Source organism: Nonomuraea mangrovi (assembly GCF_042681425.1).
GTDB classification, from domain to species: Bacteria; Actinomycetota; Actinomycetes; order Streptosporangiales; family Streptosporangiaceae; genus Nonomuraea; species Nonomuraea mangrovi.
Genome location: NZ_JBHUFV010000021.1, coordinates 20,120 through 45,189, shown reverse-complemented (window position 1 = coordinate 45,189; position 25,070 = coordinate 20,120). Strand labels below are relative to the sequence as shown.

At 70.1% G+C, this 25,070-nt stretch carries 18 protein-coding genes; 6 read left to right on the top strand and 12 right to left on the bottom strand.

Annotated elements, in window-relative coordinates; genetic code table 11:
* Positions 1-139 precede the first annotated feature (139 nt).
* The 4 genes from ACFSKW_RS13705 to ACFSKW_RS13690 all read right to left on the bottom strand — a co-directional run bounded on the left by ACFSKW_RS13705 (position 140) and on the right by ACFSKW_RS13690 (position 5,608).
* On the bottom strand, positions 140-1,807 hold the full coding sequence (locus ACFSKW_RS13705) for an ABC transporter ATP-binding protein (RefSeq protein WP_379572595.1): 1,668 nt from the start codon (positions 1,805-1,807) through the stop codon (positions 140-142).
* Positions 1,804-3,498 (bottom strand): ABC transporter ATP-binding protein, encoded by a 1,695-nt coding sequence (locus ACFSKW_RS13700; RefSeq protein ID WP_379572594.1) that lies wholly within the window; start codon positions 3,496-3,498, stop codon positions 1,804-1,806. Before ACFSKW_RS13700 ends, ACFSKW_RS13705 begins: the two co-directional genes overlap by 4 nt.
* A gap of 68 nt (positions 3,499-3,566) precedes the next feature.
* On the bottom strand, positions 3,567-4,049 hold the full coding sequence (locus tag ACFSKW_RS13695; RefSeq protein ID WP_379572593.1) for a GNAT family N-acetyltransferase: 483 nt from the start codon (positions 4,047-4,049) through the stop codon (positions 3,567-3,569).
* A complete protein-coding gene (locus tag ACFSKW_RS13690) occupies positions 4,046-5,608 on the bottom strand; it encodes a tetratricopeptide repeat protein (RefSeq protein WP_379572592.1) in 1,563 nt (520 codons plus the stop codon). The genes ACFSKW_RS13695 and ACFSKW_RS13690 overlap by 4 nt, the downstream gene beginning before the upstream one ends.
* 373 nt (positions 5,609-5,981) lie before the next feature.
* On the opposite strand from ACFSKW_RS13690, the gene ACFSKW_RS13685 reads away from it, so the two are divergent.
* The 4 genes from ACFSKW_RS13685 (at position 5,982) to ACFSKW_RS13670 (ending at position 9,723) form a co-directional block, all read left to right on the top strand.
* Positions 5,982-6,158, top strand: a complete 177-nt coding sequence (locus tag ACFSKW_RS13685) for a hypothetical protein (RefSeq protein WP_379572591.1) — start codon at positions 5,982-5,984, stop codon at positions 6,156-6,158.
* 652 nt (positions 6,159-6,810) lie between these two features.
* Positions 6,811-7,620: a mechanosensitive ion channel family protein gene (locus tag ACFSKW_RS13680; RefSeq protein ID WP_379572590.1), complete on the top strand. Its 810-nt coding sequence runs from the start codon at positions 6,811-6,813 to the stop codon at positions 7,618-7,620.
* A 199-nt stretch (positions 7,621-7,819) separates the two neighbouring features.
* Entirely contained in the window at positions 7,820-8,200 is a 381-nt protein-coding gene (locus ACFSKW_RS13675) for a globin (protein ID WP_379572589.1), read from the top strand.
* 17 nt (positions 8,201-8,217) lie between these two features.
* Positions 8,218-9,723, top strand: a complete 1,506-nt coding sequence (locus ACFSKW_RS13670) for a glycoside hydrolase family 13 protein (protein ID WP_379572588.1) — start codon at positions 8,218-8,220, stop codon at positions 9,721-9,723.
* A 46-nt stretch (positions 9,724-9,769) separates the two neighbouring features.
* Here ACFSKW_RS13670 and ACFSKW_RS13665 read toward each other — a convergent pair whose 3' ends face one another.
* From ACFSKW_RS13665 to ACFSKW_RS13645, 5 genes are all read right to left on the bottom strand, one after another.
* Positions 9,770-10,192 carry an acyl-CoA thioesterase gene (locus tag ACFSKW_RS13665; protein WP_379572587.1) on the bottom strand — a complete coding sequence of 141 codons (423 nt, stop codon included), beginning with the start codon at positions 10,190-10,192 and terminating at the stop codon, positions 9,770-9,772.
* Between the two features lie 24 nt (positions 10,193-10,216).
* On the bottom strand, positions 10,217-10,846 hold the full coding sequence (locus ACFSKW_RS13660; protein ID WP_379572586.1) for a TetR/AcrR family transcriptional regulator: 630 nt from the start codon (positions 10,844-10,846) through the stop codon (positions 10,217-10,219).
* Positions 10,847-10,856: 10 nt separating this feature from the next.
* On the bottom strand, positions 10,857-12,176 hold the full coding sequence (locus ACFSKW_RS13655) for a bifunctional transcriptional activator/DNA repair enzyme AdaA (RefSeq protein ID WP_379572585.1): 1,320 nt from the start codon (positions 12,174-12,176) through the stop codon (positions 10,857-10,859).
* A gap of 247 nt (positions 12,177-12,423) precedes the next feature.
* A complete protein-coding gene (locus ACFSKW_RS13650; RefSeq protein ID WP_379572584.1) occupies positions 12,424-14,049 on the bottom strand; it encodes an amidohydrolase in 1,626 nt (541 codons plus the stop codon).
* Positions 14,050-14,447: 398 nt separating this feature from the next.
* Entirely contained in the window at positions 14,448-15,827 is a 1,380-nt protein-coding gene (locus ACFSKW_RS13645) for an APC family permease (RefSeq protein WP_379572583.1), read from the bottom strand.
* Between the two features lie 118 nt (positions 15,828-15,945).
* Here ACFSKW_RS13645 and ACFSKW_RS13640 point away from each other — a divergent pair, with 118 nt between their 5' ends.
* Positions 15,946-16,548 (top strand): TetR/AcrR family transcriptional regulator, encoded by a 603-nt coding sequence (locus ACFSKW_RS13640; RefSeq protein WP_379572582.1) that lies wholly within the window; start codon positions 15,946-15,948, stop codon positions 16,546-16,548.
* A gap of 910 nt (positions 16,549-17,458) precedes the next feature.
* Complete coding sequence (locus ACFSKW_RS13635; protein ID WP_379572581.1) at positions 17,459-18,733, top strand: MFS transporter; 1,275 nt, start codon at positions 17,459-17,461, stop codon at positions 18,731-18,733.
* Positions 18,734-18,921: 188 nt separating this feature from the next.
* On the opposite strand, the gene ettA is transcribed toward ACFSKW_RS13635, so the two are convergent.
* The 3 genes from ettA to ACFSKW_RS13620 all read right to left on the bottom strand — a co-directional run bounded on the left by ettA (position 18,922) and on the right by ACFSKW_RS13620 (position 25,017).
* A complete protein-coding gene (ettA, locus tag ACFSKW_RS13630; protein ID WP_379572580.1) occupies positions 18,922-20,586 on the bottom strand; it encodes an energy-dependent translational throttle protein EttA in 1,665 nt (554 codons plus the stop codon).
* Between the two features lie 657 nt (positions 20,587-21,243).
* Positions 21,244-22,542 (bottom strand): GGDEF domain-containing protein, encoded by a 1,299-nt coding sequence (locus ACFSKW_RS13625; protein ID WP_417629456.1) that lies wholly within the window; start codon positions 22,540-22,542, stop codon positions 21,244-21,246.
* Between the two features lie 1,353 nt (positions 22,543-23,895).
* The gene (locus tag ACFSKW_RS13620) at positions 23,896-25,017 is read right to left on the bottom strand and encodes a single-stranded DNA-binding protein (RefSeq protein WP_379572578.1); all 1,122 of its coding nucleotides are present in this window, start codon (positions 25,015-25,017) and stop codon (positions 23,896-23,898) included.
* Positions 25,018-25,070 lie beyond the last annotated feature (53 nt).

The window sequence follows — 25,070 nt, the reverse complement described above, 5'->3', positions numbered from 1 at the left end:
CGAGAAGCCGGAGGGGCTGCTGTTACACGCAGGGGGAAGACCATACCTCGCGGGCTCCCCAATACCCCTCCGACCGAAAACGGCAAAATGGGCAATCACCTCAGACCCTTACGCATCACACCCCTCTTTTCGATGGGCGTCAGGTCTCGTCGCGGAGCGTCGCCGGGGGCCGCCGATCGCCCGGCAACGGGCCGCGCGGGCGCTGTTCCACGATCCGTCCCGCCTCCATGACGATGGTCAGGTCGGCATCCCTGATCGTCGAAAGGCGATGCGCGATCACGAAACAGGTACGGCCCCGCCTGAGCTGCCGCATCGCCCGCAGCACCAGCGCCTCCGTCCTGGTGTCCAGCGAGCTGGTCGCCTCGTCGAGCACGAGGATCGCGGGGTCGGCGACGAACGCCCTGGCGATCGCGATGAGCTGCCGCTCCCCCGCGCTGAGCACTCCGCCCTCCTCGTCGACCACGGTGTCGAGCGACCGCTCCACGCAGGCCAGGCGGGCCGCTCTCTCGACCTGCTCCCTGCTCGCGTGCGGCGCGCCGTAGGCGATGTTCGCCTCGACGGTGCCGCCGAACAGCCAGGTGTCCTGCAGCACCATGCCGATGTTCGCGCGCAGCTCGGCGCGGGGAACCTCGGCGAGGTCGACGCCGTCGACCGTGATCCGGCCCTCGCTCACCTCGTGGAAGCGCATCAGCAGGCTGACCAGCGTGGTCTTGCCCGCGCCCGTCGGTCCGACGATGGCGGCCGTCTGACCGGGAGCGACCTCCAGCGACACGTTCTCCAGCAGCGGAGCGTCGTCGGCGTACCGGAAGCCGACCCGGTGGAAGACGACGTGCCCGCGCGGCGCGTCGCCGGTGCCGCGCGCGGGCTCCGGCGGCTCCTCCTCCGCGGCGAGCAGCTCGCTCACCCGCCCGGCCGAGGCGATGCCCGCCTGCACCAGCGCCGACAGGCCGGCGATGTTGGACAGCGGGCCTGCGAAGGAGCGGGCGTACTGCACGAACGCCTGCACCGCGCCGATCGACAGCGTGCCGGAGGCCACCTGGAGCCCGCCGAACACCGCTACGACGACGTAGCCGAGGTTGGCGACGAACGCGAGCGCGGGCTGGATCAGACCGCTGACGAACTGCGCCCGCGAACCCGCCTCGAACAGGGCCTGGTTGAGCTCGCGGAAGGCCGCCGAGGACTCCGGCCCCCTGCCGAACTGCCGCACGAGGTCGTGGCCCGTGTACGCCTCCTCCACCTGCGCGGTCAGCTCACCCATGGCCTGGCCCTGCCGGTCGAAGAACGGCCGCGCGCGCCTGCCCGCCGCCGTGGTGATCGCCGCCGAGACCGGCACGGTGATCACCGCCACGAGCGCGAGCGGCGGCGAGATCCGCACCATCATCGCCAGCGTCCCGACCACGATGAGGGTGGAGTTGATGACCTGACTGACCGACTGCTGCAGCGCCAGCGTGATCGCCTCGACATCGCCTGTCGCCCTGCTGAGCAGCTCGCCGCGCCCGCGCCCCTCGACGTACGAGAGCGGGAGCCTCGCGAGCTTGGCCTCGATGTCGGCGCGCAGCGTGAACGCCGTCCGCTGCACGAGCCTGGTGGTGAGCCGGCCCTGCGCCGCCCAGCACGCCCCGGACACGACGTAGACGGCCAGCGTCACGCCGAGCGCGGGCGCCAGCTCGTCGAGGTCACCCGCGACGACCAGGTCGGTGGCCCTGCCGAGCAGCAGCGGTCCCGCGACGACCAGCACGACGCTCACCAGACCGCAGCAGAACGAGCCCGCGAGCAGCACCCGGTGCCGCAGCACCAGCCGGATCACGCCGGCTCCTGGGAGAGCGCGATCTCCCTGTAGACACCGCTGTCGCGCAGCAGCTCGGCGTGCGTGCCCGCGCCCGCCACCCGGCCCGCGTCCATGACGACGACGTGGTCGGCGGCCATGACCGCGCTGACCCGCTGGGCGACGATCACCACGGTCGCCCCGCGGGTCTCCTCTGCCAGCGCCGCGCGCAGCGCCGCCTCCGTGTCGTGATCGAGCGCGGAGAAGCAGTCGTCGAACAGGTAGATCAGGGGGCGGCGCAGCAACGCCCTGGCGATCGTCAGCCGCTGGCGCTGGCCGCCCGACAGGTTGGCGCCGCCCTGGGTGACCGGGTGGTCGAGGCGTCTGACGAAGTCGCGGGCCTGCGCCACCTCCAGCGCGTGCCACAGCTCGGCGTCCGTCGCCTGCGGCGTGCCGTACCTGAGGGTGGAGGCGACGGTGCCGGAGAAGAGGAAGGGCCGTTGCGGTACGAGCGTAACGGTCGCCGACAGCAGCGCGGGATCGAGCTCGCGCACGTCCACCCCGCCCACCAGCACCTGCCCTCCGGTCGCGTCGAACAGCCGGGGCACCAGGGCGAGCAGCGTCGACTTCCCGCTGCCCGTGGGGCCGATCACGGCTGTGGTCTGCCCGGGGCGGGCCACCAGGTCCACCCCGCGCAGCGCGGGAGTCAGCGAGCCTGGATGGGTGAAGCTCGCCGCGCTGACCTCCACCCGCCCCTTCGCGGGCAGCGCCCGCACCGGTACGGCAGGCGGAGCGAACCCCTCCTCGGCGTCGAGCACCTCCCTGATCCGCGCCGCGCACGCCTCGGCACGCGGCATGGTCATCAGGACGAACATGCCGGAGGTCACGGCCGTGACGATCTGGGTCAGGTAGGCGAGGAAGGCGATCAGCTCGCCCGCGCCGACCCGGCCCGCGCCGAACCAGACGACCGCGACGCTGAAGACGTTGACCAGGGCCGTGGACAGCGGCAGCAGCAGCGTCTGCAGCCTTCCCGCCCTGACCGCGAGGTCCGCCAGACCGCGGTTGGCCGCCTCGAAGCGCAGCCGCTCGTGCTCCTCCCTGACGAAGGCCCTGATGACGCGGACGCCGGTGATCTGCTCGCGCAGGATCCTGTTCGTGGTGTCCACCCCCTGCTGCGTGGCCGACGACAGCGGCCGCAGCCCGCGCACGACCAGCGCCAGCGCGCCGCCCAGCAGCGGGGTCATGACCAGCAGCGTCGCCGACAGCGGCGCGTCGTGGCCGAGGGCCAGCGCCACCGCGCCCACGCACATGATGGGCACAGGGACCAGCACGACGCAGGCGGACAGTGTGAACTGCTGCACCTGCTGGACGTCGTGGACGGTACGGGTCACCAGGGAGGACGTGCCGAACCTGGCCAGCTGCCCGCCGGACAGCTCCTGCACCTTGGCGAAGACCTCGGACCTGACGTCCCTGCCGACGGCCGTGGCCGTACGGGAGGCCAGCCGGATCGCGACCGCCGCGCCCGCCGCCTGGGCGAGCGTGACCGCCAGCATCGCGCCGCCGAGCCTGAAGACGTGTTCGAGGTCGCCCTTGAGCACGCCGTCGTCGATGAGGGCCGCGTTGAGAGCCGGAAGGTAGAGCAGGGCGAGCGTCTGGACGGTCTGAAGGACGGCCAGCACGGCGAGCGTGCGGCGATGCGGGAGCAGGTGCGCCCTCAGCAGTCGGATCAGCACACTCGACGACGCTATAGCCGCCTTCGCGCCTGGCCCATGATGTTATGCGGGGGGCAGAACACCCGGTTTCACGGAGCCATGACGGGCGCGAGGCTCTTCTCGCCGTAGATCACGATGTGGTCGCCCACCTGCTGCCTGGACAGCTCGGTCCAGCCCTGCCGTTCGTAGAGGGCCAGCGCCGCGTCCTGGCCGACGGTCGTGTCGCCTCTCAGCCGGGTGAAGCCGAGCATGATCGCCCGCTCTTCCAGCGCCTCGAGCATCGTCGCCCCGAAGCCGCGCCGCTGGTAGTCGGGATGCACCCGCAGCCTGCACACCTCCACGGCGTCTCCGCCGACCGGGCGCAGCCCGCCCATCGCGACCAGGCGCCCACCGCTCTCACCGACGAGGAACTCCCCGCCGCACCCCAGGTAGACCTGGTGAATGCGGGGGAAGTCGTCGTCGTAGTAGACCCCGTCGCCAGGCACGATGCCCACCTGCGCCAGGCACACCTGGTGCAGGGCGTAGATCGCGTCGAGGTCGGACCAGCGGTATCGCCGGATGACCAGAGTCATGCCTTCTTTCCCCCGATTCCCATGAGCTCATAGAACTCCTGGAGGGCGGGGTAGTCCTTGCCACCGCTCGCCTCCACGGACCTGGCGAACTCGACGGCGGGCCGGAGGATGAAGTCGGTGCGGTACTCGGGCTTGAGCAGGCGTGCCGCGTCGATGGCGACCTCCAGCGCCTCGTCGATGTCGCCTTCGATCAGCCTGCACTGCGCCCTGTCGAGTCTGATGAGCGTCTGGTCGAGGATGTGGTCGGAGTACTTCTCCAGCGCCTGCTCGAGCACCACGTCGGCCTCGATCGTCTGCCCCAGCTTGGTCAGCACGTCTCCCTGGTAGAAGTAGAGCTGCCGTTCGGTGTAGCCGAAGGCGACGTCCTCCTGCTCGTGGGCCTTCATGTGGGAGAAGGCCGAGCGGGCCTTGGCCAGCGCGCGCTTGGCCTGGTCGACCACTTCCTTCTTGCCGTTGTTGCCTGCCAGCAGCGCGAGAGCGCGGGCCTCGACGACCGGGGCCATGGCCTGCGCCGCGCAGGGGGTCGCCCCCGCCAGGTCGCGGCTCTTCTTGGCGAGGTTGAGCGCCTCGCGGGCGTCGCCGTAGTAGAGCGGCACGAGCGATTCGCGGGCGGTGATCCACGCGCGCAGCGCGCGGTCGCCCGTCTCGTCGGCGGCGGTGCGACCGGTACGGAAGAAGGCTCGGGCGAGCCTGTGGTCGCCTATGTTGATCATGATCATGCCGCTCAGCCCTGACAGCTGGGCGGCCATCCTGCACAGCCGTTCGGCCAGATCCGTCGGCTGGCGGCGGGACATCGCGGCGCGTACGGCGCTCAGCTCCAGCAGCACGTCGCACAGCAGCCTCAGCGGCGGCGTGCTGGTGTACTGGCGGCCGAAGCTGAGCGTGGCCTCCTCCCACTGGTCGAGCATCGCCGGCGAGACCGTGGCCATGACGAGCGTCTCGTCCATGCGCCGTCTGATGCCTTCGACGGCGCCCAGGATCTCGGGAGCCAGTTCGCCGATCGGCCCTGCGCTCGCCGTGTCGAGAAGCGTTAACAACGTCCTGCGCAGGACGTTCTCGTCCTCCTCCGCGGCAGTCTCGCGCCCCTGCGGATCGCCGTTGGCGGGGACGAGCCAGAGGTCCCGCGGCCGCGCGGGCAGATCCGCCCTGTCCTCGTCCGCGCTGCCCGTGCGCAGGCCCGGCATGCGGTGCCCGTGCCCGCAGATGCAGGGGCCGTCGTAGCCGAGTGAGATCGGCTCGACGCGGTAGACGGTGCACAGGTAGTGGAGGTACTCGGGCCCCGGGCGTTTCAGACCGCTCTCGTAGGCCGACAGCAGCGTCTCGCCGATCCCGGGGGCCGGCTTCTGGTCGCGCTCGAACAGCGCTCGCACCTGTTCGATGACGTCGGCCAGCGCGATGCCGTGGGCCAGTCGATGCCCCTTGATCTTCGTCGTGCCGAACTGGGGGCTGCATGTCTCGTGGATCTCTTCGGCGATCTGAGCACATGAGCGGCCGCTGGCCAGACCCTTGGCCCGGATCCGCCTGGCGATCTCCGTTTCCCTGTGCTGCCTGCCGGACATCCCGGCCCCTCTCTCTGAGCCGCAAGGCACCTTACTGACGCAGAGTAGCGGGAGGGATGCACTCTGCCTCAAGAAAACTATGAACCATTAGTGACAGGAAGAAAATGGCCCCTTGAAGCTTACGGATAAGGATCGTCCTCCAGAGGACTGTTTCTTACAACCCACGAGGGTCAGGGGCACTCCCGGAGGGGGTCGCGGGTGCGTTGACCCCCGCCATGGTCATGAGTCATCTTTCTCTCACCAGCAAAGATTCGGCTAGAGGGAGGCTGAGAGGGTGGGCGATGACTTCGGGCACCTGGAGCGTTTGGTATCCGAGCTAGACGCTCGCGGAATGCTCGCGAGGGTGGTTCGGACACACTCCGGACGCCTGTTCGTGAGAGTGATCAACCCGAACGCGACCAGCTTGGCCGAGAACGTCACCTGCCGGCCCTCCGACGAGGTCCGCGACTGGGACTACTGCTGGTCGTGGGGCGAACCGATGCACAAGGCCGACGATCCCGCAGGCGCAGCGACCAAGATCGCGCGCGTGCTCGCCGCGGTAGGGGAGTGACCCGTGACGGTGACCCCGGTGGAGCGCAGCCACCGCGGCTCACCGTCCCGACCGCGGCCCCACGGGGCCGGCGGGGTGTCCGGTGCGGAGGGTCTCCCATCCAGGGGGTCCCTGGGCATCCCGTCGGTTCCCGTGCGTCACTCGCTGCGCGCGGGCTCCCGCCTGCTCCACCACAGTCTTGTACGGCACGGCCACTCGGCCGCTCGCCGTACGCGTAGAAGCGTTCTCCGGGCTCGCCCGAAGGACGGTCGGGGGATCCCTCCCGGAAACGGTCGGGACATGCTTCCGGGTGTGTGTCTCGTCCGAGTCGTTCGTCACCGGTTCGTCGGCTCCCGCCCCCCGCGGCCCCGGGAGCCGGCGGACCCGTCTTCCCCGGCGTGATGTGACGGCGGCCGGTTCGGTCGGCAGTATCTTTTGGGACGTAACGATCCACAAGATTTGTCGGCCGAGCCGCTTCCGGAGGGGGATCTACCTCGTGTTCCTGCTTGTCTCGCCATCACCGGCCCCAACGACGACTGGCTCCTTCGACCCAGCCTCGGTGATGAACGACCTCGGCGAGGCTTGCAAGGCAGACACGATCTTCTGCCAGGGCATTCGCGACTTCCTGCCAGGTGGGGCGTGGGCTCCGGTCCTCGCCAGCATCATCACGGTGGTGTTGATCCTCGTGATCGCCGTCGTGGTGAGAAATGTCACCCACCGGCTCATCACCCGCGTCGTCAACAGGGCCGGCAACAGCACCTCCATCTCGGGGCGGCTCCGGAGGGGCGGCCCCTCGACCGACGGCATCGACATCCTGCTCAACGAGCGGCGCAAGCAGCGTGCCGAGACCATGGGGTCGGTCCTGCGCCACGTCGCCTCGATCGTCATCATGGGCACCGCGGTCCTGACCGTCCTCGATCGGCTGACGATCCCCATCGCGCCGCTGCTGACCAGCGTCGGCATCCTGGGCGTCGCGATCGGCTTCGGCGCGCAGGAACTCGTCAAGGACTTCATCGCCGGCATGTTCATGCTCATGGAGGACCAGTACGGCGTCGGCGACGTCATCGACTCCGGCGCCGCCATCGGCACGGTCGAGGCCGTCACGCTGCGCGTCACCAGGCTCCGCGACGCCGACGGCCGCGTCTGGTACATCCGCAACGGCACCATCACCCGGGTCGGCAACGAGTCGCAGGGCTGGTCGCGCGCCTACATCGACGTGCCCGTCGCCTACGACGCCGACGTCCCCGCCGTCCGTGCCCTGCTGGGACGGGTGGCCGAGGACCTGTGGAACGACCCCGAGTACCGCGAGAGCGTGATCGTGGAGGAGCCGGCGGTGTTCGGCATCGAGCAGATCTCCGACACCTCGGTCATCTTCCGCGTCTCCGCCAAGACGCTGCCGTCCAGGCAGGCGGAGGTGGCGCGGGAGCTCAGGATGCGCGTCAAGGCCGCGCTCGACGGTGCGGGAATCGCGCTGGTCGCGTGAGCGCTTATCGAAGGGAGCGGTCGACTCCCCCGAGGGGAGCGGTCACCGTCCACGACGTGACGGCGGGAGGCGAAGTCCCGCTGGAGCGGCGTGGGAGGACGGGCGACCAGCGGTGAGACCGTGACAGTGCCCGTGACCGTGCTTGCCGTAGGCGCGAGCTGTGGAGCTTGCGACGATGAAGAATGGATAGCCTGAGATCGTGACCAAGGGTTCGTTTTATGAGGCCGTGGGCGGCGAGGAGACCTTCCGCCGGCTCGTCCACCGCTTCTACGAGGGTGTCGCCGAGGACCCGCTGCTGCGGCCGCTCTACCCGGAAGAGGACCTCGCGGGGGCCGAGGACCGGCTGCGCGGCTTCCTCGTCCAGTACTGGGGCGGCCCCAAGACCTACAGCGAGCAGCGCGGCCACCCACGGCTGCGCATGCGGCACGTGCCGTTCGTGATCGGCGAGGCCGAGCGCGACGCGTGGCTCAAGCACATGCACGACGCCGTGCAGGACCTGTCCCTGCCCGAGGAGCTGGAGAACCGGCTCTGGGACTATCTCGTGATGGCCGCCCACAGCCTGGTGAACTCACCCGTATAACGGGCAATACACGCCACATGGATATCCCCTGGTGGCGTGACGCCGTCGTCTATGAGATCTACGTTCGCAGCTTCGCCGACGCTTCGGGAGACGGCGTCGGCGATCTGACCGGGGTCAGGGAGCGCCTGCCGTACCTCTCCGGGCTGGGCGTGGACGCGATCTGGCTGACCCCGTTCTATCGCTCGCCGATGGCCGACGGCGGCTACGACGTGGCGGACCACCGAGGCGTGGACCCGCTGTTCGGCTCGCTGGCCGACTTCGAGGCCCTGGTGGCCGACGCGCACACGCACGGCATCAGGGTCCTGGTCGACATCGTCCCCAACCACAGTTCCTCCCTGCACCCGTGGTTCCAGGCGGCGCTGGGGGGCGAGGGCCGCGACCGCTACGTCTTCCGCGACCGGCCCAACAACTGGCAGTCGACGTTCGGCGGTCCCGCGTGGACGCAGGTGCCCGACGGGCAGTGGTACCTGCACCTGTTCGCGCCTGAGCAGCCCGACTTCAACTGGCGCAACCGCGAGGTGCACGAGGAGTTCCTCGACGTGCTGCGGTTCTGGCTGGAGCGCGGCGTCGACGGGTTCCGCATCGACGTGGCGATGGGCCTGTACAAGGCGGAGGGCCTGCCGGACGTCGACGACCAGTCGTTCACGTCCATCTCGCCGGTCTGGGGCAGACCCGAGGTGCACGACGTCTACCGCGAGTGGCGCAAGCTGCTGGACTCCTTCCCCGGCGAGCGGATGGCGGTCGGCGAGGTGTGGACCGACAGCGCCGCCGACCTCGCCCTCTACGTCCGGCCCGACGAGCTGCACCAGAGCTTCAACTTCGCCTGGCTGCAGGCGCCGTGGTCGGCGACGGCGTTCAGGAAGGTCATCGACGACACGCTGGGGACCGTCCCGTTCGCGACGTGGGTGCTGTCCAACCACGATGTCGTACGGCATCGCACCCGCTACGACACCGCCGATCCCGGAACCGGACTCTCCAGGGCAAAAGCCGCATTGCTCGTCATGCTCGCGCTGCCCGGGTCTGCATATCTCTACCAGGGGGAGGAACTTGGCCTCCCTGAGGTGAAAGATATTCCACCCGAGGCGCGCCAGGATCCGATCTTCTTCCAGTCGGAGGGGAAGCTTCCAGGACGTGACGGATGCCGGGTGCCGATTCCCTGGTCGGGTGACGCGTCGCCGTACGGGTTCTCGGCCGACGGGGTGGCTCCCTGGCTGCCGCAGCCGCCGGCTTTCCAGGAGCTGAGCGTCGCGGCGCAGACCGGAGACGGCGACTCGACGCTGGAGTTCTACCGCAGGGCCCTGGCCGGCCGCCGCGACCTGGTGCGGTCGATCCCCTACGAGCTGGAGTGGCGGGACTCCCCCGACGACGCGCTCTTCTTCGCCCGCGGGCCGCTGACCTGCGTGATCAACTGTGGCACCGAGCCCGTACGGCTGCCGCCGCACGATCACGTGCTGCTGTCCAGCGGCGCGCTCACCGGTGGTCTCCTGCCGCCCGACACCGCCGCCTGGCTGCGCGCCGAGTGAGTGAGGGAGGTTCGGCCGGACCGCACAGCCCGGCCGGACGCCCCCGTCAGGCGAAGCGCTTGAGGTAGGCCATCTCGTCCTGCCGCAGCCTGCGTGGCGCCGCATTCTCCACGTCGTAGGCGACGATCACCGAGCGGGCCCGCACGAACACCTCGTTCTCGTCGCGGATCTCGTAGTCGAGCGTGAACCGCACCGGCCTGATCTCGGTGACCCACGTCTCCACCAGCACCGGATCGGCGCGAAAGGACAGCGGACGCAGATAGTCGATCTCGTGCCTGGCCACCACCAGGCCCTTGAACGTCTCCTCGCCCTCCTTGTGGAGGTCGATGTGCAGCATCCCGAACCTCGCGTCCTCCAGATAGTCGAGGAAGCGGACGTTGTTCACGTGCCCCTGAGAGTCGATGTCCGCGAAACGGACCGTGCGGGGGAAGACGTGCTTACCGGCATGCGCGAGGGATCGTTCAACCACGCCCACACCGTATCCGCCCGCCGCTCATGACCCGACATCGGGCGGCTCCACCCTGGCGACCGGATCGAGCCGCCTGAGCAGCACCACCGCCGCCTCGATCACCTGCCGCGCCTCCTCCTCGGTGTCACAGGTGGCCACCTCCCTGGCCGCCTCCCCGATGACCGAGGTCAGCACCGCGACCGTCAACCGGTCGATCGGCTCGGAGCCCGCGCCGAGCAGCACCGCGTTCTGCCGCAGCCACTGCCGTCCCCTGGTACGGCGCAGCAGCTCGAACCCCGGGGGCCCGTCACCGTCCATGAACAACCTGACCAGGTCCCGCCGGTCCCACGCGCCCTCCAGATAGGCGCGCGAACCGGTGATGAGCAGCTCGACGGGGTCGTCGACGCCGTCCTGCTTCGCCTTGGCGACGCTGGAGGCCGACGCCTGCTCCTGGGCGACCTGGTGGTCCTCCCACAGCGCCATGAACAGCTCCGCCTTGCCGCCGAAGTGGTGGTAGAGGCTGCCCACGCTCGAGCCGGCCCTGGCGACCACGTCGGCCACGTTCGCCTCGGCGAAGCCGTGCTCGCCGAACACCTCTCTGGCCGCCCGCAGCATGACCTTGCGTGTCTGCGCGGTGCGGCTCCATTCCCACGCGCTGGAGGACTTGCGTGCCATGACCACCATGCTAAGGAGAATCGGCCCACAGGTGCTGTGTGGCGTAGGAACGCCAGGGGCGCCAGGTTTCGCGCACGCGGCCCGCGAGGTGCGGCAGCAGGACGTCGGGGTCGCGCAGCGCCCGCATCATGAGGCAGGCGACCGCTTCCTCACTGAGGCCGGGAAGGTCGAGAAGCCCTTTGCGGACGTGCAGGGGATCGGCGCCCACGTCCATGGTGACCGTCCCGTCCGCGAGCGCCCGCACCGTCTCGCCGTGAACGCCCTGCTCGGCGAGAGTCGCCAGGTCGGGGAACGTGTGCGTGACCGCCCCCTGCGTCGTCGTCAGCGGCCTGCCGTACCGGTGGACGAGCCGTGCGGCCTCCTGGCCGCCCACGAGCGCGCGCACCGCCAGCTCACCGGGGTCCGCGCACCCCGGCACCCGCAGCCCAGGGTGGGCCGCGACCAGCGGCCCCAACTCGGGGTCGGCGCCGAGGAAGGCGTCGATCGCCTGCTGGTCGGCGTCGAGGTCCAGCAATCTCCTGCACCGCTGGACGGCCGCCGTGAGGTCCCGGAGGTCGTCCAGCCTGAGCTCGCACAGCACGTGGTCGGCGCGGGGAACGTGCCGCATCGTCACGACCGCCGCGCCCCGCGGCAGCGCCAGCGACCTGCTGTAGACACCGTCCCTGTACTCCTCGATCCCCCGCACGGCGCGCTCCCCCAGGAAACGCAGCATCGCGGGAACGTCCATGGGCGGGCGGAAGGCGAGGCGCAACACCGTCCCGCCCGGCGTCGGCCCCGCACCGTCCCGCAACCTGCTCGGGGTGGTGGCGTACGCCTGCCTGAAGCTGTCGTTGAACTGCCTGATGCTGGCGAACCCCGCCGCGAACGCCACGTCGCTGATGGGCAGGCTGCTCGACTCCAACAGCATCCTGGCCGTCTGCGCCCGCTGCGCCCTCGCGAGCGCCTGCGGCCCCGCGCCCACCTCGGCCACCAGCTGGCGGTGCACCTGCCGCTCGCTGTACCCCAGCCGGGCCGCCAGCCCCGCCACCCCCTCACGGTCGACGACGCCGTCGGCGATCAACCGCATGGCTCGGGCGGCCAGATCGGTGCGGACGTTCCATTCGGGCGAGCCCGGGGCGGCGTCCGGACGGCACCTCCTGCAGGCCCGGAAGCCGTTCACCTGGGCGGCCGCGGCCGAGGGGAACAGGCGGACGTTCTCGGGCTTCGGCATGACAGCGGGGCAGCTCGGCCTGCAGTAGACGCCGGTGGTGGTGACGGCGACGAAGAACCAGCCGTCGAACCTCGGGTCCCGGCTCTCCATGGCCGCGAAGGCGACCTCCTCGCTGATCACCCCTCCGAGCCTGCCACACTCCCCCTTCACGCACCGGCGCCCATCGGACGCCGACCTCGCACACAGGACAGCGCCCAGGGCAGGACCCGCCGTGCCGACTTCCCGCACCGGCGTCCCACCGGACGGCTTCCTCGCGCACTGGGACGCCGCCAGGAACCGGACTCCCTCAGCCGCTTTCCCGCACGTCGGACGGCTTCCTCGCGCACGGGACACCGCCCGGAGCCGTCGCCGGGCCGTTCGTGGGCGGTCAGGCCGTCTGGTGGACGATGCGCCCGCCGACGGCGACGACGTCGGCGCGGACGTGAGGAATGGCCTCCACCGGAATGGCGAACAGGTCGTCCGAGAGGATCGTGAAGTCGGCCAGCTTGCCGGGGGTGAGCGAGCCGCGGTCGTGGTCGCGGAAGTTGGCATACGCCGACCCCAACGTGTAGGCGCGGATCGCGGCCGCCAGGCTCAGCCGCTCCTCCGGCATCCACGCGGGACCGCCGGCCAGCCCCCGCCGGGTGACGGCCGTGTAGATACCGACCATGGGATCCATCTCGGCAACGTTCCAGTCGCTGGAGAAGGCCAGGACGGCGCCCGCCTCGTGCAGCGAACGCATCGGCCAGGCCTTGGGCCACCTGGCCCGCCCCACCGCCTCCGCCCAGTCGCGTCCTGGACCTGCGATGTCGGGCGAGCAGTGCCGCGGCTGCATGCAGGCGACGACGCCCAGCTGAGCGAAGCGCGGCACGTCGGCAGGGTCGAGGCACTCCACGTGCACCACCTGATGGCGGGCGTCCCGCGGGCCGTTGACCCGCCGGGCGTGCTCGACGGCGTCCAGGACCGTGCGGATGCCCCGGTCCCCGGTGGCGTGGACGAACGCCTGGAAGCCCGCCGCGTCCAGCGAGGCCAGCAACTCGGCGAACTCCTCGGGAGCGTAGAAGGTGTCGCCCCTGTGCTCGCCGTGCCCGCAGTACGGCTCCAGCAGCGCGGCGGTGCGCGGCTCCACCACGTCGTCGATGTACAGCTTGAGCGGGCCCGCGCTCAACCACTCGTCGTCGTACCGCGAGGCGGCCCGCGCGAACGCCGCCAGATCGGCGGCGCCCGTCCCCTTCGGGTGGAACAGCGCCGCGATCAGCCGCGAACGCAGCCGGCCCTCGGCACGGGCACGCTCGAACAGCTCCAGATCGTCCAGCGAGTTCTGCGGCTCGACGATCGTCGTGATGCCGTACCCGGTGGCCATGTCCAGGCTGCCGAGCAGCCGGGCGTACCGCCGGTCGGGGCCCGCCCACGGGACCCCGAGCGCGGCCAGCGCGCGGTTGCCGTCGCGGGACAGGCCACGCACGGCGAACTCGGTGACGAAGCCCGTGGGCGTCCCCGACCCGTCCACCTGAGCAACGCCGAACGGCAGCTCGGTGTGGTCGCGGTCGATGCCGAGCCGGCGCAGGCCCGCGGTGTTGGCCCACAGCGTGTGCACGTCGTAGCCGAAGACGATCGCGGGAAGGTCGCCGACGAGCGTGTCCAGCTCCGCGGCCGTGGGCAGGCCGGGAAGCGCGGAGTAGTCGAAGCCCTCGCACTCGACCCAGGCCGCCCCTGGGTGCGCGGCGCGCCAGGCGTCGATCCTGCGGCCGATCTCGGCCAGGTCGGCGGCGCCCGCGAGCTGCACGCACGCGTCGTCAGAACCGAGCCGGACGTGGTTGTGCGCGTCCACGAAGCCGGGCAGCACGAGACGGCCTCCGGCGTCGATCGTCTCCGCCGCCGCGGGCGCGTCGGCGTCGGCGCCGAGCCACACGATCCTGCCCTCCCGTACGGCCAGCGCCTCCGCTTCGGGACAGGCGTCGTCGACGGTGTGGATCCGGGCGTTCCGCACGATCAGGTCGGCGGTCATCGTCATCCGTCCTCCTTGACGGGGTTCTTCATGATCGGTCAGTCTTCGGGGGCGGGTGTCGACGGGCCGTCATGACCCGCCGATCCTCCGGGGGGCGCCGGTCGCCACGCCGCGTCCCTCCTCAGGAACAGCGGCCCTTCACAAGTCGCCACGACCCTGAGGAGCAGCGGGCCCCACGAGTCGCCATGCCCCCAGCTCTCAGGGACAGCGGTCTTTCGCAGGGCGCCACAACCCCCAACCCTCAGGAGCAGCGGACCCCCACGAGTCGCCATGCCCCCAGCTCTCAGGGACAGCGGTCTTTCACAGGTCACAACCCGCCAACCCTTGAAGACAGCGGGTCCCTCACGGGTCACAACTCGCCAACCCCCAGAGACAGCGGTCCTTCATCGGTTGTCATTGGCCGGTCAGTCCTCAGGGACGGTGACGAGCCAGTGGGTCGCGCGCCGTGGCCGCAGGTACAGGACGTGGTAGGCCGCGAACAGCACGACGATGCCGGCCGCGATGAGCAGATCCCCGAGGTCCTGCTCGAACAGCGCGTAGCCCAGGGCCCCGATCACGACCAGCGGCGGGACCGGCCACAACGGCATCCGCCACGCCCGCTCCCGCCGGTGCTCCGCCGTACGGGATCGCAGTGCGGCCGCGGCGAGCAGCAGCGAGACGACCGTCACGATCACCGACGTGAGGCCCAGCAGCTGCTCGATGTCGAGCAGCGCGGCCATCACGACTCCAGGCAGGGCGATGACGAGCGTCGCCACGTAGGGCGAGCCCCAGCGCGGGTGGATCCGGGTGAGCAGCCCGCTGACCGGCGCGGGCCACGCGCGGTCGCGCGCCGAGGCGAACACGACCCGGCCGTTCTGGAGCACCATCACCAGGACGGCATTGAAGATCGCGATGGCGATGCCGAGGTCCACGGCGGTGGCGACACCGTCGCCGCCCCAGGCCCGGACATAGTCGGAGAAGGAGCCGTTGACCAGGTCGTCGAGGGAGCCGACACCCAGCACCGTCGCTGTCACCGGCACGATGATGACGACGGCCGCCAGACCGAGGGACCAGAACACCGTGCGGGCGATGTTGCGTCGCGGCTCCTTGATCTCCTCAGCGAGGTAGGTGGCCGTGCCGAAGCCGTTCACGACGAACATGGCCACGGTCAGGCCCGCCATCAGGGCGGCCACCCCGAAGGGCGAGGTGCCGCCGTGCCCGTCCGGCAGGACCGGCGAGACCAGGACGTCGACGCCGCGCCTGGTGTTCGCGAGGCCGAGCACGGCGACCACTCCGGCGGCGACCACCTCGATGGCCAGGAAGATGCCGGTGATCAGGGCGTTCGACCTGATGTCGAGCACCGCGAACGCGGCGGCGGCCAGCATCACGACGGCGCCGGCGACGGCCCGGTCCACCGAGAACAGGTCGCTCAGGTAGTCCGCCGTGCCCAGCGCGATGATCGGCGGGATCACGATCAGCAGGGAGATGGACAGGCCGAAGGTCAGCCAGCCACTCAACCGGCCGAGCATCGCCGTCACCATGGCGTACTCGCCGCCGGAGCTCGGCTTGAGCGTGCCCAGTTCGGCGTAGCAGCAGCCGACGGCGGCCGAGACGACCACCCCCGCGAGCAGCGTGAGCACCGCGCCGCTGCCCTGCCCTGCGAGCACCTCGGGAACGATGATGAACAGCGAGGACGCGGGCGTGATGCATGACAGGGTGAGCAGGACGGCGCCGAACAGGCCGAGCATCCGGGCCAGGGAGGGCGAGGCTGGAGCGGCCGTGGGGGCCACATGCGGCTGGATCATGGAGGCTCCTCGAGCCAGTCTTTGAATGGCGTTCAAAGCGATTGAATGGCATTCAAAATGCACTGCCGTACAGTGGTCCGTCAAGGATTCGTCAACGACCGTTATCGCAAGGTGAGCAATGGCGCGGGAGCATCGCCGGCTGGATCGCCCACGAGAGCAGGTACTGGAGGCCGCGATGGCCGCCATCGCCGAGCACGGGCTCGCCGACCTCACGATGGCGGGACTGGCCAGGCGGCTCGGGACCAGCGGCGGCCACATCCTGTACTACTTCGGCAGCAAGGACCAGGTACTCCTGGAAACGCTGCGCTGGAGCGAGGAACGCCTCGCGCCCAGGCGAGCCGAGCTCATCGGGCGGAGCACACCCGCGGGCGACCGGATCGCCGAGTACATCGACCTCTACCTGCCCACCGGCACCGCCGACCCGCGCTGGTTGCTGTGGGTCGACGTGTGGAGCCGCACCCTCGCCGTGCCCGAACTACGGAACACACAGGCCGAGCTGGACCGGCGCTGGCACGAAGACCTGATCCGGTTGCTCGACGACGGCATGCGGTCCGGCGAGTTCGCCCCGATCGACGCGGAGGCCTTCTCGGTACGGCTACGCGCGATGCTCGACGGGTTCAGCACCCAGATCGTCATCGGAGTACCGGGCGCGTCCCGCGCGGCCTTCGCGACGCACGCCCTTGACTACACCCGCCACACCCTCTCCACCACCCACCCCTGACATCCCAACACGCCACCACTGAGACCTCACCACCCACCCCTGACATCCCAACACCCCACCGCTGAGACCCCACCAACCACCCCTGACTCCCGACGCCGCACCCCCACCAGCCACCGCTAACATCTCGGCGCCCCACCGCTGAGACCCCGACGCCGCACCGCTGAGACCCCACCAGCCACCGCAGACGTCCCTCCACACAGTCGGCGAGATCCCCCGGCGGTCTCGCCCGCGCCGCCAAGGGAGCCGTCATCTCCACCTCCGGCTCCTCGACCGCCGCACCGTCATGATCCCGCCCGCCCCGGCAAGCTTCTCCACACCTCCGCCACCCCACTGCTTCACGCCCCACCTCCTCCACCGCAGCCGGTCTCCACGCAGATCCACAACCTCGCCCTGTCCCAGCAAGCGCCCGCGCCGAACTCTCACAACCTCGCCCCCCACACACCCCGGCCCACCACTCGCTCAGCCCATCCCCGGCAGGCCCCCAGGACCCTCTCACCACCTCGCCCCCCCACCGGCCCACACACCCTCGCCCCATCCCCAGCAAACGCCCACGCCCCCTCACCACCTCGTCCCCGCACCCTCGCCCCATCCCCAGCAAACGCCCCTCCGACCTCTCATCACCTCGCCCCCACACCGACCCACACCCCTCGCCCCATCCCCAGCAAACGCCCCTCCGACCTCTCATCACCTCGCCCCCCACGGAACCCTCACCCCGCTCAGGCGGCCCTGCTCCTGGTCGACAGCGCCAGGTGTTGCCGCTTCGCCGGGCCGGCGTTCATGAACCTCGCGATGCCGATCAGTCCCGCTCACGTTGAATCCGTCCACGTGAAGCCCCGAGCAGATCTCCCGCTGAAGACGGCGACCGATGGCCGCCAGCGTTCGAGAACCTCGTCAGGCCACGCTGGTCCGCATGCCTGCCAACCACTCCGTCCAGAGCCGGCTGGGCGCCTACCGCCGCGCCCTGTCCGGCCGCGACTTCCGCCTCCTGTGGCTGGGCTCGTCGCTCTCCCTGGTCGGCGACGGGATGACCTTCGTCGCCCTCACCTGGCTGGTGCTCTCCCAGCCAGGCGGCACCGGGCGGCTCGGCCTGCTGACCGTCTGCTACACGCTGCCCGTCTTCGTCGGCGGCCTGATCGCCGGCCCTGTCCTCGACAGGTTCGACAAGCGACATGTCCTCGCGGTCGACAGCGTGGTGCGCGGCGCCGCCATGGCGTCCATCCCGATCGCTGCGGCTGTCGGAGAGGTTCCCGCCGTGCTGCCCTTCGTCGTGGCGGGCGTCTACGGGTTGTTCAAGATGGTCCCGCTTGCCGGCTTCCCCTCCGCGATTCCCGACCTCGTCGAGCCCGAGGACCTGGACGCCGCCAACGCCCTGGAGTCGCTGGCGTTCAGCCTGGCCGGAATGGTCGGGCCCGCACTGGGCGGCCTGCTGATCGCAGGCCTGGGCAGCGAGGCGGTGCTCGCCTTCGACGCGCTGTCCTATGCGGTGTTCGCCCTTACGGCCCTGGCGGTCCGCCGCCCCCTCGCCCCCGACTCCCCCTCCGTGCCGGCGAATACGGCAGGCCCGCCTCCCGCTGACGAACGCCGAACCGGAGGTGACGCGCACGGCCCCGGCGTGCGGCTCCGGATCGGGACGTTGCTGCGAGATCGGGTGCTGGTCGGGACCACGCTGGCGTTCATGGCCTTCAACGTCGCCGCCGGGATGCTGCTCGTCGTCGGCCCCTGGCTGGCCAAGACCCAGCTCGCCGGCGGCGCGCAGACCCTGGGCGTCCTGCTGGCCGCCCTGTCGGCGGGTGAGCTGGCAGGCGCCGCTGCCGCGGGAGCGTGGACGCCGAGATCCCGCCCGGTCAGGACCATCGCCCTGGTCCAGCTCGTCGCCGCCACGGGGTTCCTCTTGGTGTTCACCTCGCCGCACACGATCGGCGTGGCCGCGGGATTCCTGGTGATCGGCCTGTTCAGCGCACCCATGACCGTCTGGGCGCAGTCCCTGCGGATGGCGCGGATCCCCGCCCCACTCCGTGGCAGAGGGTTCTCCATCCTGCGAACGCTCATGCAGGCCACCCCACCCATCGGTGCCGCGTTGGTGACGCCGCTCCTGGGTTCGGGGCGGCTCGGCACGGCGGCGATCGCGATGGCGCTCATCGCCGCGCTTCCCGCCGTGCTGCTCCTGGCCGACCGGCGGTCGTAGGGGCCCGCTGGCGTCGCCTGCCGCGTAACGGCGGGCCGGCCGCGCGCTCGATGAACGTCTCCCTGGACAGACGCCGGCCGGCGGCGGCGGGTGGGCTTGGGGCGGCTCGCCGTACAGAAGGTGGGCAGAACTAAGCCCCCTCCGGGACGAAGAAGTGTCCGGGAGGGGGCGGAGGTCTTGCTGCGGGGTTAGTCGCGGCGGAGCTGGCGGTAGGTGACGCGGTGCGGGCGGGCCGCGTCGGCGCCCAGGCGCTCCACCTTGTTCTTCTCGTAGTCGGCGAAGTTGCCCTCGAACCAGAACCAGCTCGAGCCCTCTTCCCACGCCAGGATGTGCGTGGCGATGCGGTCGAGGAACCACCGGTCGTGCGAGGTGATCACCGCGCAGCCCGGGAAGTCGAGCAGCGCGTTCTCCAGGCTGGACAGGGTCTCGGTGTCGAGGTCGTTGGTGGGCTCGTCGAGCAGGAGGACGTTGCCGCCCTGCTTGAGGGTGAGCGCGAGGTTGAGCCTGTTGCGCTCGCCGCCCGACAGGACACCGGCCTTCTTCTGCTGGTCGGGGCCCTTGAAGCCGAACGCCGCGATGTAGGCGCGCGACGGCATCTCGACGTTGCCGACCTTGATGTGGTCGAGCCCGTCGGAGACCACTTCCCAGACGTTCTTGTTCGGGTCGATGCCGCCACGGCTCTGGTCCGCGTAGGAGATCTTGACCGTGTCGCCGATGACGATCGCGCCGGTGTCGGGCGTCTCGCTGCTGGTGATCATGCGGAACAGCGTGGTCTTGCCGACGCCGTTGGGGCCGATGACGCCGACGATGCCGTTACGCGGCAGGTCGAAGGTCAGGTCCTCCATCAGCAGACGGTCGCCGAAGCCCTTCGTGAGGTCGTCCGCCTTGATCACCGTGGTGCCCAGGCGCGGGCCCGGCGGGATCTGGATCTCCTCGAAGTCGAGCTTGCGGTACTTGTCCGCCTCGGCGGCCATCTCCTCGTAGCGCTGGAGACGGGCCTTGCTCTTGGTCTGGCGGGCCTTGGGGTTGGACCTGACCCACTCCAGTTCGTCCTCCAGGCGCTTCTTGCGCTTGGCGTCCTTCTGACCTTCGACCTTCAACCGCTGGGCCTTGGCCTCGAGGTAGGTCGAGTAGTTGCCCTCGTAGGGGTAGGTGCGGCCGCGGTCGAGCTCGAGGATCCAGGTGGCGACGTTGTCGAGGAAGTAGCGGTCGTGGGTGACGGCGAGCACGGTGCCCGCGTACTTCTCCAGGTGCTGCTCCAGCCACTGCACGCTCTCGGCGTCGAGGTGGTTGGTGGGCTCGTCGAGCAGCAGCAGGTCGGGGGCTTCGAGCAGCAGCTTGCACAGCGCGACGCGGCGACGCTCACCACCGGACAGCTTGGTCACGTCGGCGTCGGGCGGCGGGCAGCGCAGGGCGTCCATGGCCTGCTCGAGCTGGGAGTCGAGGTCCCACGCGTTGCGGTGCTCGAGCTGGTCCTGGAGCTTGCCCATCTCCTCCAGCAGCTCGTCGCTGTAGTCGGTGGCCATCTGCTCGGCGATCTCGTTGTAGCGGTGGAGCATCGCCATCGTCTCGGCGACGCCCTCCTGCACGTTGCCGAGGACGGTCTTGGACTCGTTGAGCGGCGGCTCCTGCTGAAGCATGCCGACGGTGAACCCCGGCATGAGCTTGGCGTCGCCGTTGGAAGGCTGCTCCAGGCCGGCCATCATCCGGAGCAGCGTCGACTTACCGGTGCCGTTCGGGCCCAGCACGCCGATCTTGACTCCGGGCAGGAACGACAGGGTGACGTCGTCGAGGACAACCTTGTCGCCGTGCGCCTTGCGCACGCGCTGCATCGTGTAGATGTACTCCGGCATGCCCTCTAGCTTAGGGCGTGCGCGAACCGGCTTCCGCCGTACCGGATGGGGTGATCTTCCCTTTCACCTCCGCACCCCGCCCCTTTCCGCGTACGGCGGGCAGACGTCGGCCAAGAGGGTGCCGCGGTACGGCACGCGGTAACCCCTTCGACGGCGGCGATGGGGCACATCCGCCGGACGACACCTGGCGGTTGACGGTCCGGGGCCGGACCGCAGGGACGGATCCGCTCGATGCCACGACCAGGCAATGGCTTCAGGCCGCGTGGGGTCCGCGCGGACGGCGGCCCCGGCACCGCAGCGGCACACGACGACAGGACGGCCCCGAGCACCCGCGACGACGGAAGCCGAGCGCATATACGAGCGCAACAGCGCCGAGACATGCGTGACAGCCGCCCCTCGAGGAGGAGCGGGCTCGGACATGTGCGATGGGCCACACCCCGCGGCGCCCTGGCGAGGGTCAAGCCCGCGGCACCCAGATGAGGGTCAGGCCACGGCACCCTGGTGGAGGGGTCGGGCCACGCGCCCAGGTGGCGTCAGACCGTGGAGCCCAGGTGGGGTCAAGCCGCGGCACGCTGGTGGGGGTCAAGCCGCGGCACCCTGATGGAGGGGTCGGGCCGCGAGCCCAGGTGGGGTCAAGCCGCGGCGCGCTGGTGGGGGTCAGGCCGCGGGTGGCGGGTCCATCGGCGCCGGAGGGGGCGCGGGCTGCACGGCGGGGATGCAGATGCGGTCGCGTCCCAGCTCCTTCGCCCGGTAGAGCGCCAGGTCAGCCGCGGCGAGCAGTTCTATCAGGTCGTCGCCGTGGATGCTCATGATGGCCACACCAGCCGAGATCGTCACCGTGATCAAGGCGTCGTCGGCGGGAACGGCCATGCGGCCGATCCTGTTGCGCAGACGTTCGGCCACCCTGCGGGCCTCGGTGATGTCGGCGCGCGGCAGCAGGACCACGAACTCCTCGCCGCCGAACCTGCCCACCACGTCGTAATCACGCAACTGGCTGCGCAGCGTCGCCGCCACCCCGACCAGAACCTGGTCGCCGACCAGGTGGCCGTGCTTGTCGTTGACGCGTTTGAAGTGGTCGATGTCGATGATGAGAAGGGCCAGAGTCTCTCCCGTACGGCGGGCCCTGACGATCTCGGTGTCGGCCTCGCGCTGCCATGCGGCGGCGTTGAGCAGGCCCGTTTTGGCGTCGGTGCGCGCCGCGGCCTGGAGCTGGGCGTGGAGGAGGCTGCGTTGCAGCAGCACCACCGGCGGGAGCGCGAGCGCCAGCAGCGCCAGGTTGAGACCGCACGCGATCGCCACGATCACGCCGAGGCACAGCTCGACGACGTCGAGGATCGCGCTCTCCCTGTCCCACAGCACGTCGCGCCAGCGGGTGTCGGGGTCGGCGGTGTGTGCGGCGATCACGATCAGTGCGGTGTTGAGCAGGGCGAACAGCGCCGCGCACCCCACCGCCAGCATGATCGGGACTCCCGCCCCCTTGGACAGCGCCGAAATGTCCGGCACGACGGCATGGAACACCACCGAAGCCACGCAACCGGCGAGACCGATGGCCGCGGAGCTGAACACGCGCCGGTAGAGCACCGTCGCCCTGACCCGTACCTGCATCAGCATCTGCAGCAGGATCGGCGCGAGCAGCGCGTAGATCGGGGGAAGCAGCAGCGCGACGGGCAGCCACCACGCTGACAGCAGGTCGCGGGAGACGCCCGCGGGCATGCCGAGGCGACGCGTCGCCTCGATGCACACCGCGCCGCAACCCATGAGCGCGGCGAACATCAGGACGTCCGGCCATCGATAGGGGCCGGATGCCGCGAAGAACGCGATCGCCACGAGATCCAGCGTTACGATCCCGCAGAGGTAGGCAACGAGCGGCCCACGTTGCGCCAGCAACGGCCACCGGCCCGCGAGTGTGGACACACTGTTACGAGGCTTGATCGAGGTATGACTGGTCGCTGCCATCTCGCCTCCTCCCTGACTAACGATGTGTAACACAATAGTTGCGGAGTGTGCGTCGCGCGACGGGAACCGCTACCTTGGGCACCGTGGCCATCTGCGCTTGATGGTCCGAGAATGGAACCGCTCACTCCGCGAGCGGGCCGTGCTGGAAAGGAGCAGCCATGGTGCGGGGCGTCACCTGGACCTGACAGATGCTCTAGTCATCTGACACGGAACGCCATCGGCCGACCCCTCCCGGCAAGCTCGAGCGAAGACTCGTGACGCCAACCACGCGGCCGGTGCCCCCTCCGCCTCCCCATTTCCTCCCTGCGCACAGCATCGTCATCCGGTCATCCTCGTTTTGAATCGAACAATCCAGAACGCCCTGATACGCCCGACCAACGAGAACCGCCGGGGGCCTTGACCTTCCGTGGTGACCGGCATCACGCGGCACGGCACCGGCCCGACGCAGAGTCGTCAGCCACCGCACGCATCGCTGACCTGCAGGTCGTCAGCCACCGCACGCACGAACTGACCCGGTAGGCCGCCAACAACCGCACGTGGGCAGCACAGCTGACATGCAGGCCCCGGCCACGCGGGTGTCAGCACAAGTCGCGCCACCGAGAGCACACCGGGATGACCCGCCCCCTACGTGCCAGGAGGTCAGCCACCAAAGCTGGGCCACACGGTCCACACGCGGCCGGTAGCCATCCCGCCGGAATACACAGTCCAGACGTGGTGGTCGGCCCACGGAGGACTCACGTGGCGGTCGCCCTTAGATGGTGGTCGGCCTCCAGGTGGTGGTCGGCCCTTAGATGGTGGTCGGCCCCCAGGTGGTGGTCGGCTCCCACGTGGTGGACTCACGAGGTGGTCGGCCCTCAGATGGTGGTCGGCCCTTAGATGGTGATCGGCCCCCAGGTGGTGGTCGGCTCCCACGTGGTGGACTCACGTGGCGGTCGCCCCTCAGATGGTGGTCGGCCCTTAGATGGTGATCGGCCCCCAGGTGGTGGTCGGCTCCCACGTGGTGGACTCACGTGGCGGTCGGCCCTCAGATGGTGGTCCGCCCTTAGATGGTGATCGGCCCCCAGACGGAGGTCGACGACCGCGCCTGGGTGGCGCGGTCTCGACGAACGGGCGGTCGGCGCCATGACCATGTGACATGTGGCATGCTCCTGCACGAATGCGGTCAGTCACCACGCTGGTTTACACAGTGCTGACCCTCGCGCAGCGGCCACTCCGCACGCAGGGTAACCAGAGGCCCCTCGTGAGATGGTCAGCGACCGCGCTCGGAAAGCGCGGTCTGACGTTTGGTGCCGCGTCTGGAAGCCGCATCAGCCCACGTCTGGAGGGCGCGGGGGTGATGCGGGAGGGTGCCGGTTAGGCGGCCTTGGCGCGCCGGGAGCGGGGCGTGGTGACGCGGGCCGCGTCTTCGGTGTTCAGGATGCGGACCTTTCCTGGGCCACCGCCCGGGTGTCCTGCGCCGCGGTCCTCGTCCCGGCCTCTGAAGGCTCCACCAGCATCCGCGTCCCCTCCCTCGGAGGGTGTGCCGGAGCCCGTGTCCCCTCCCCCGGAAGGTGCCCCGGAGCCCGCGTCCCCACCTTCGGCAGGTGCATCGGGGCCCGCGTCCCCGCCTTCGGAAGGTACGTCCTGGTCTGTGTTCTTTCCCTTGGAAGGTGCGCTGCGGTCCGCTTCCCGCCCTTGCTTCTCAGACAGGTCATGTGGGAGTTCCTCGGAGCGGGTGCGGTATTCGTCCTCCGAGGAGCCGGGCGGCACGAGGATGATCGTGTCTCCGCTGCTCGAGGTCGTCGCAGAAGCAGCCGGGACCGCGGACACGGATGCGGCCTCTGTTCCTGCCTCCGATGCGGGTACGGCTGGGAGGTCGGCAGAGGAGACGGGGAAGGGCCAGCCGGTCGTCTCCTGTGCCGCCTCCTCCGCTGACAAGGCCGACGAAGCCGACGAGGCCGTCGAGGCCGTCGAGGCCGAGAACGGCGAAGACAGCGAGGACGCCGAGGGGGGCGAGGCGGGTGAAGGGCGTCCGTGGAGAGGGTGGACGTTCGCCGAGCCCGACATGGCCCAGTCCTGCGTGGACTCGTCGAGGCTCTCCCTGGTCTCCCTGCTCAGCGTGCCGATGCCGCCCGAGCGTTCGGGCTTGGAGAAGGCGCCGACCCCCCAGCGTAGGTCGTGGCCGATCGAGCTGGCCTCGATCTCGGGCATGAACCGGCGGTCGCCGTCGGGACCGAACTCCCTGATCCGCAGCTTGCCGCACACGACCACCGGGTGCCCGACCTGGAAGGACTGGGCCACATTGTCGCCGAGGGTGCGCCAGCAGCGGACCGCGAAGAACACGGTGTCGCCGTCGGACCACTCCTGGGTCTTCCTGTCGAAGAAGCGGTGCCTGGTCGCCACCCTGAGCGAGGTCACCCGTGACCCGTCGGCGAAGGCGTGCTGGCGGGGTGGGGCTGCGACGTTGCCGGTGAGCGTGATGTAGATGTCGTTCATCGTGCCTCCCATGTGGCGGGCCGGGTGCCCGCTGCATGAGGAAACGGTGTCGT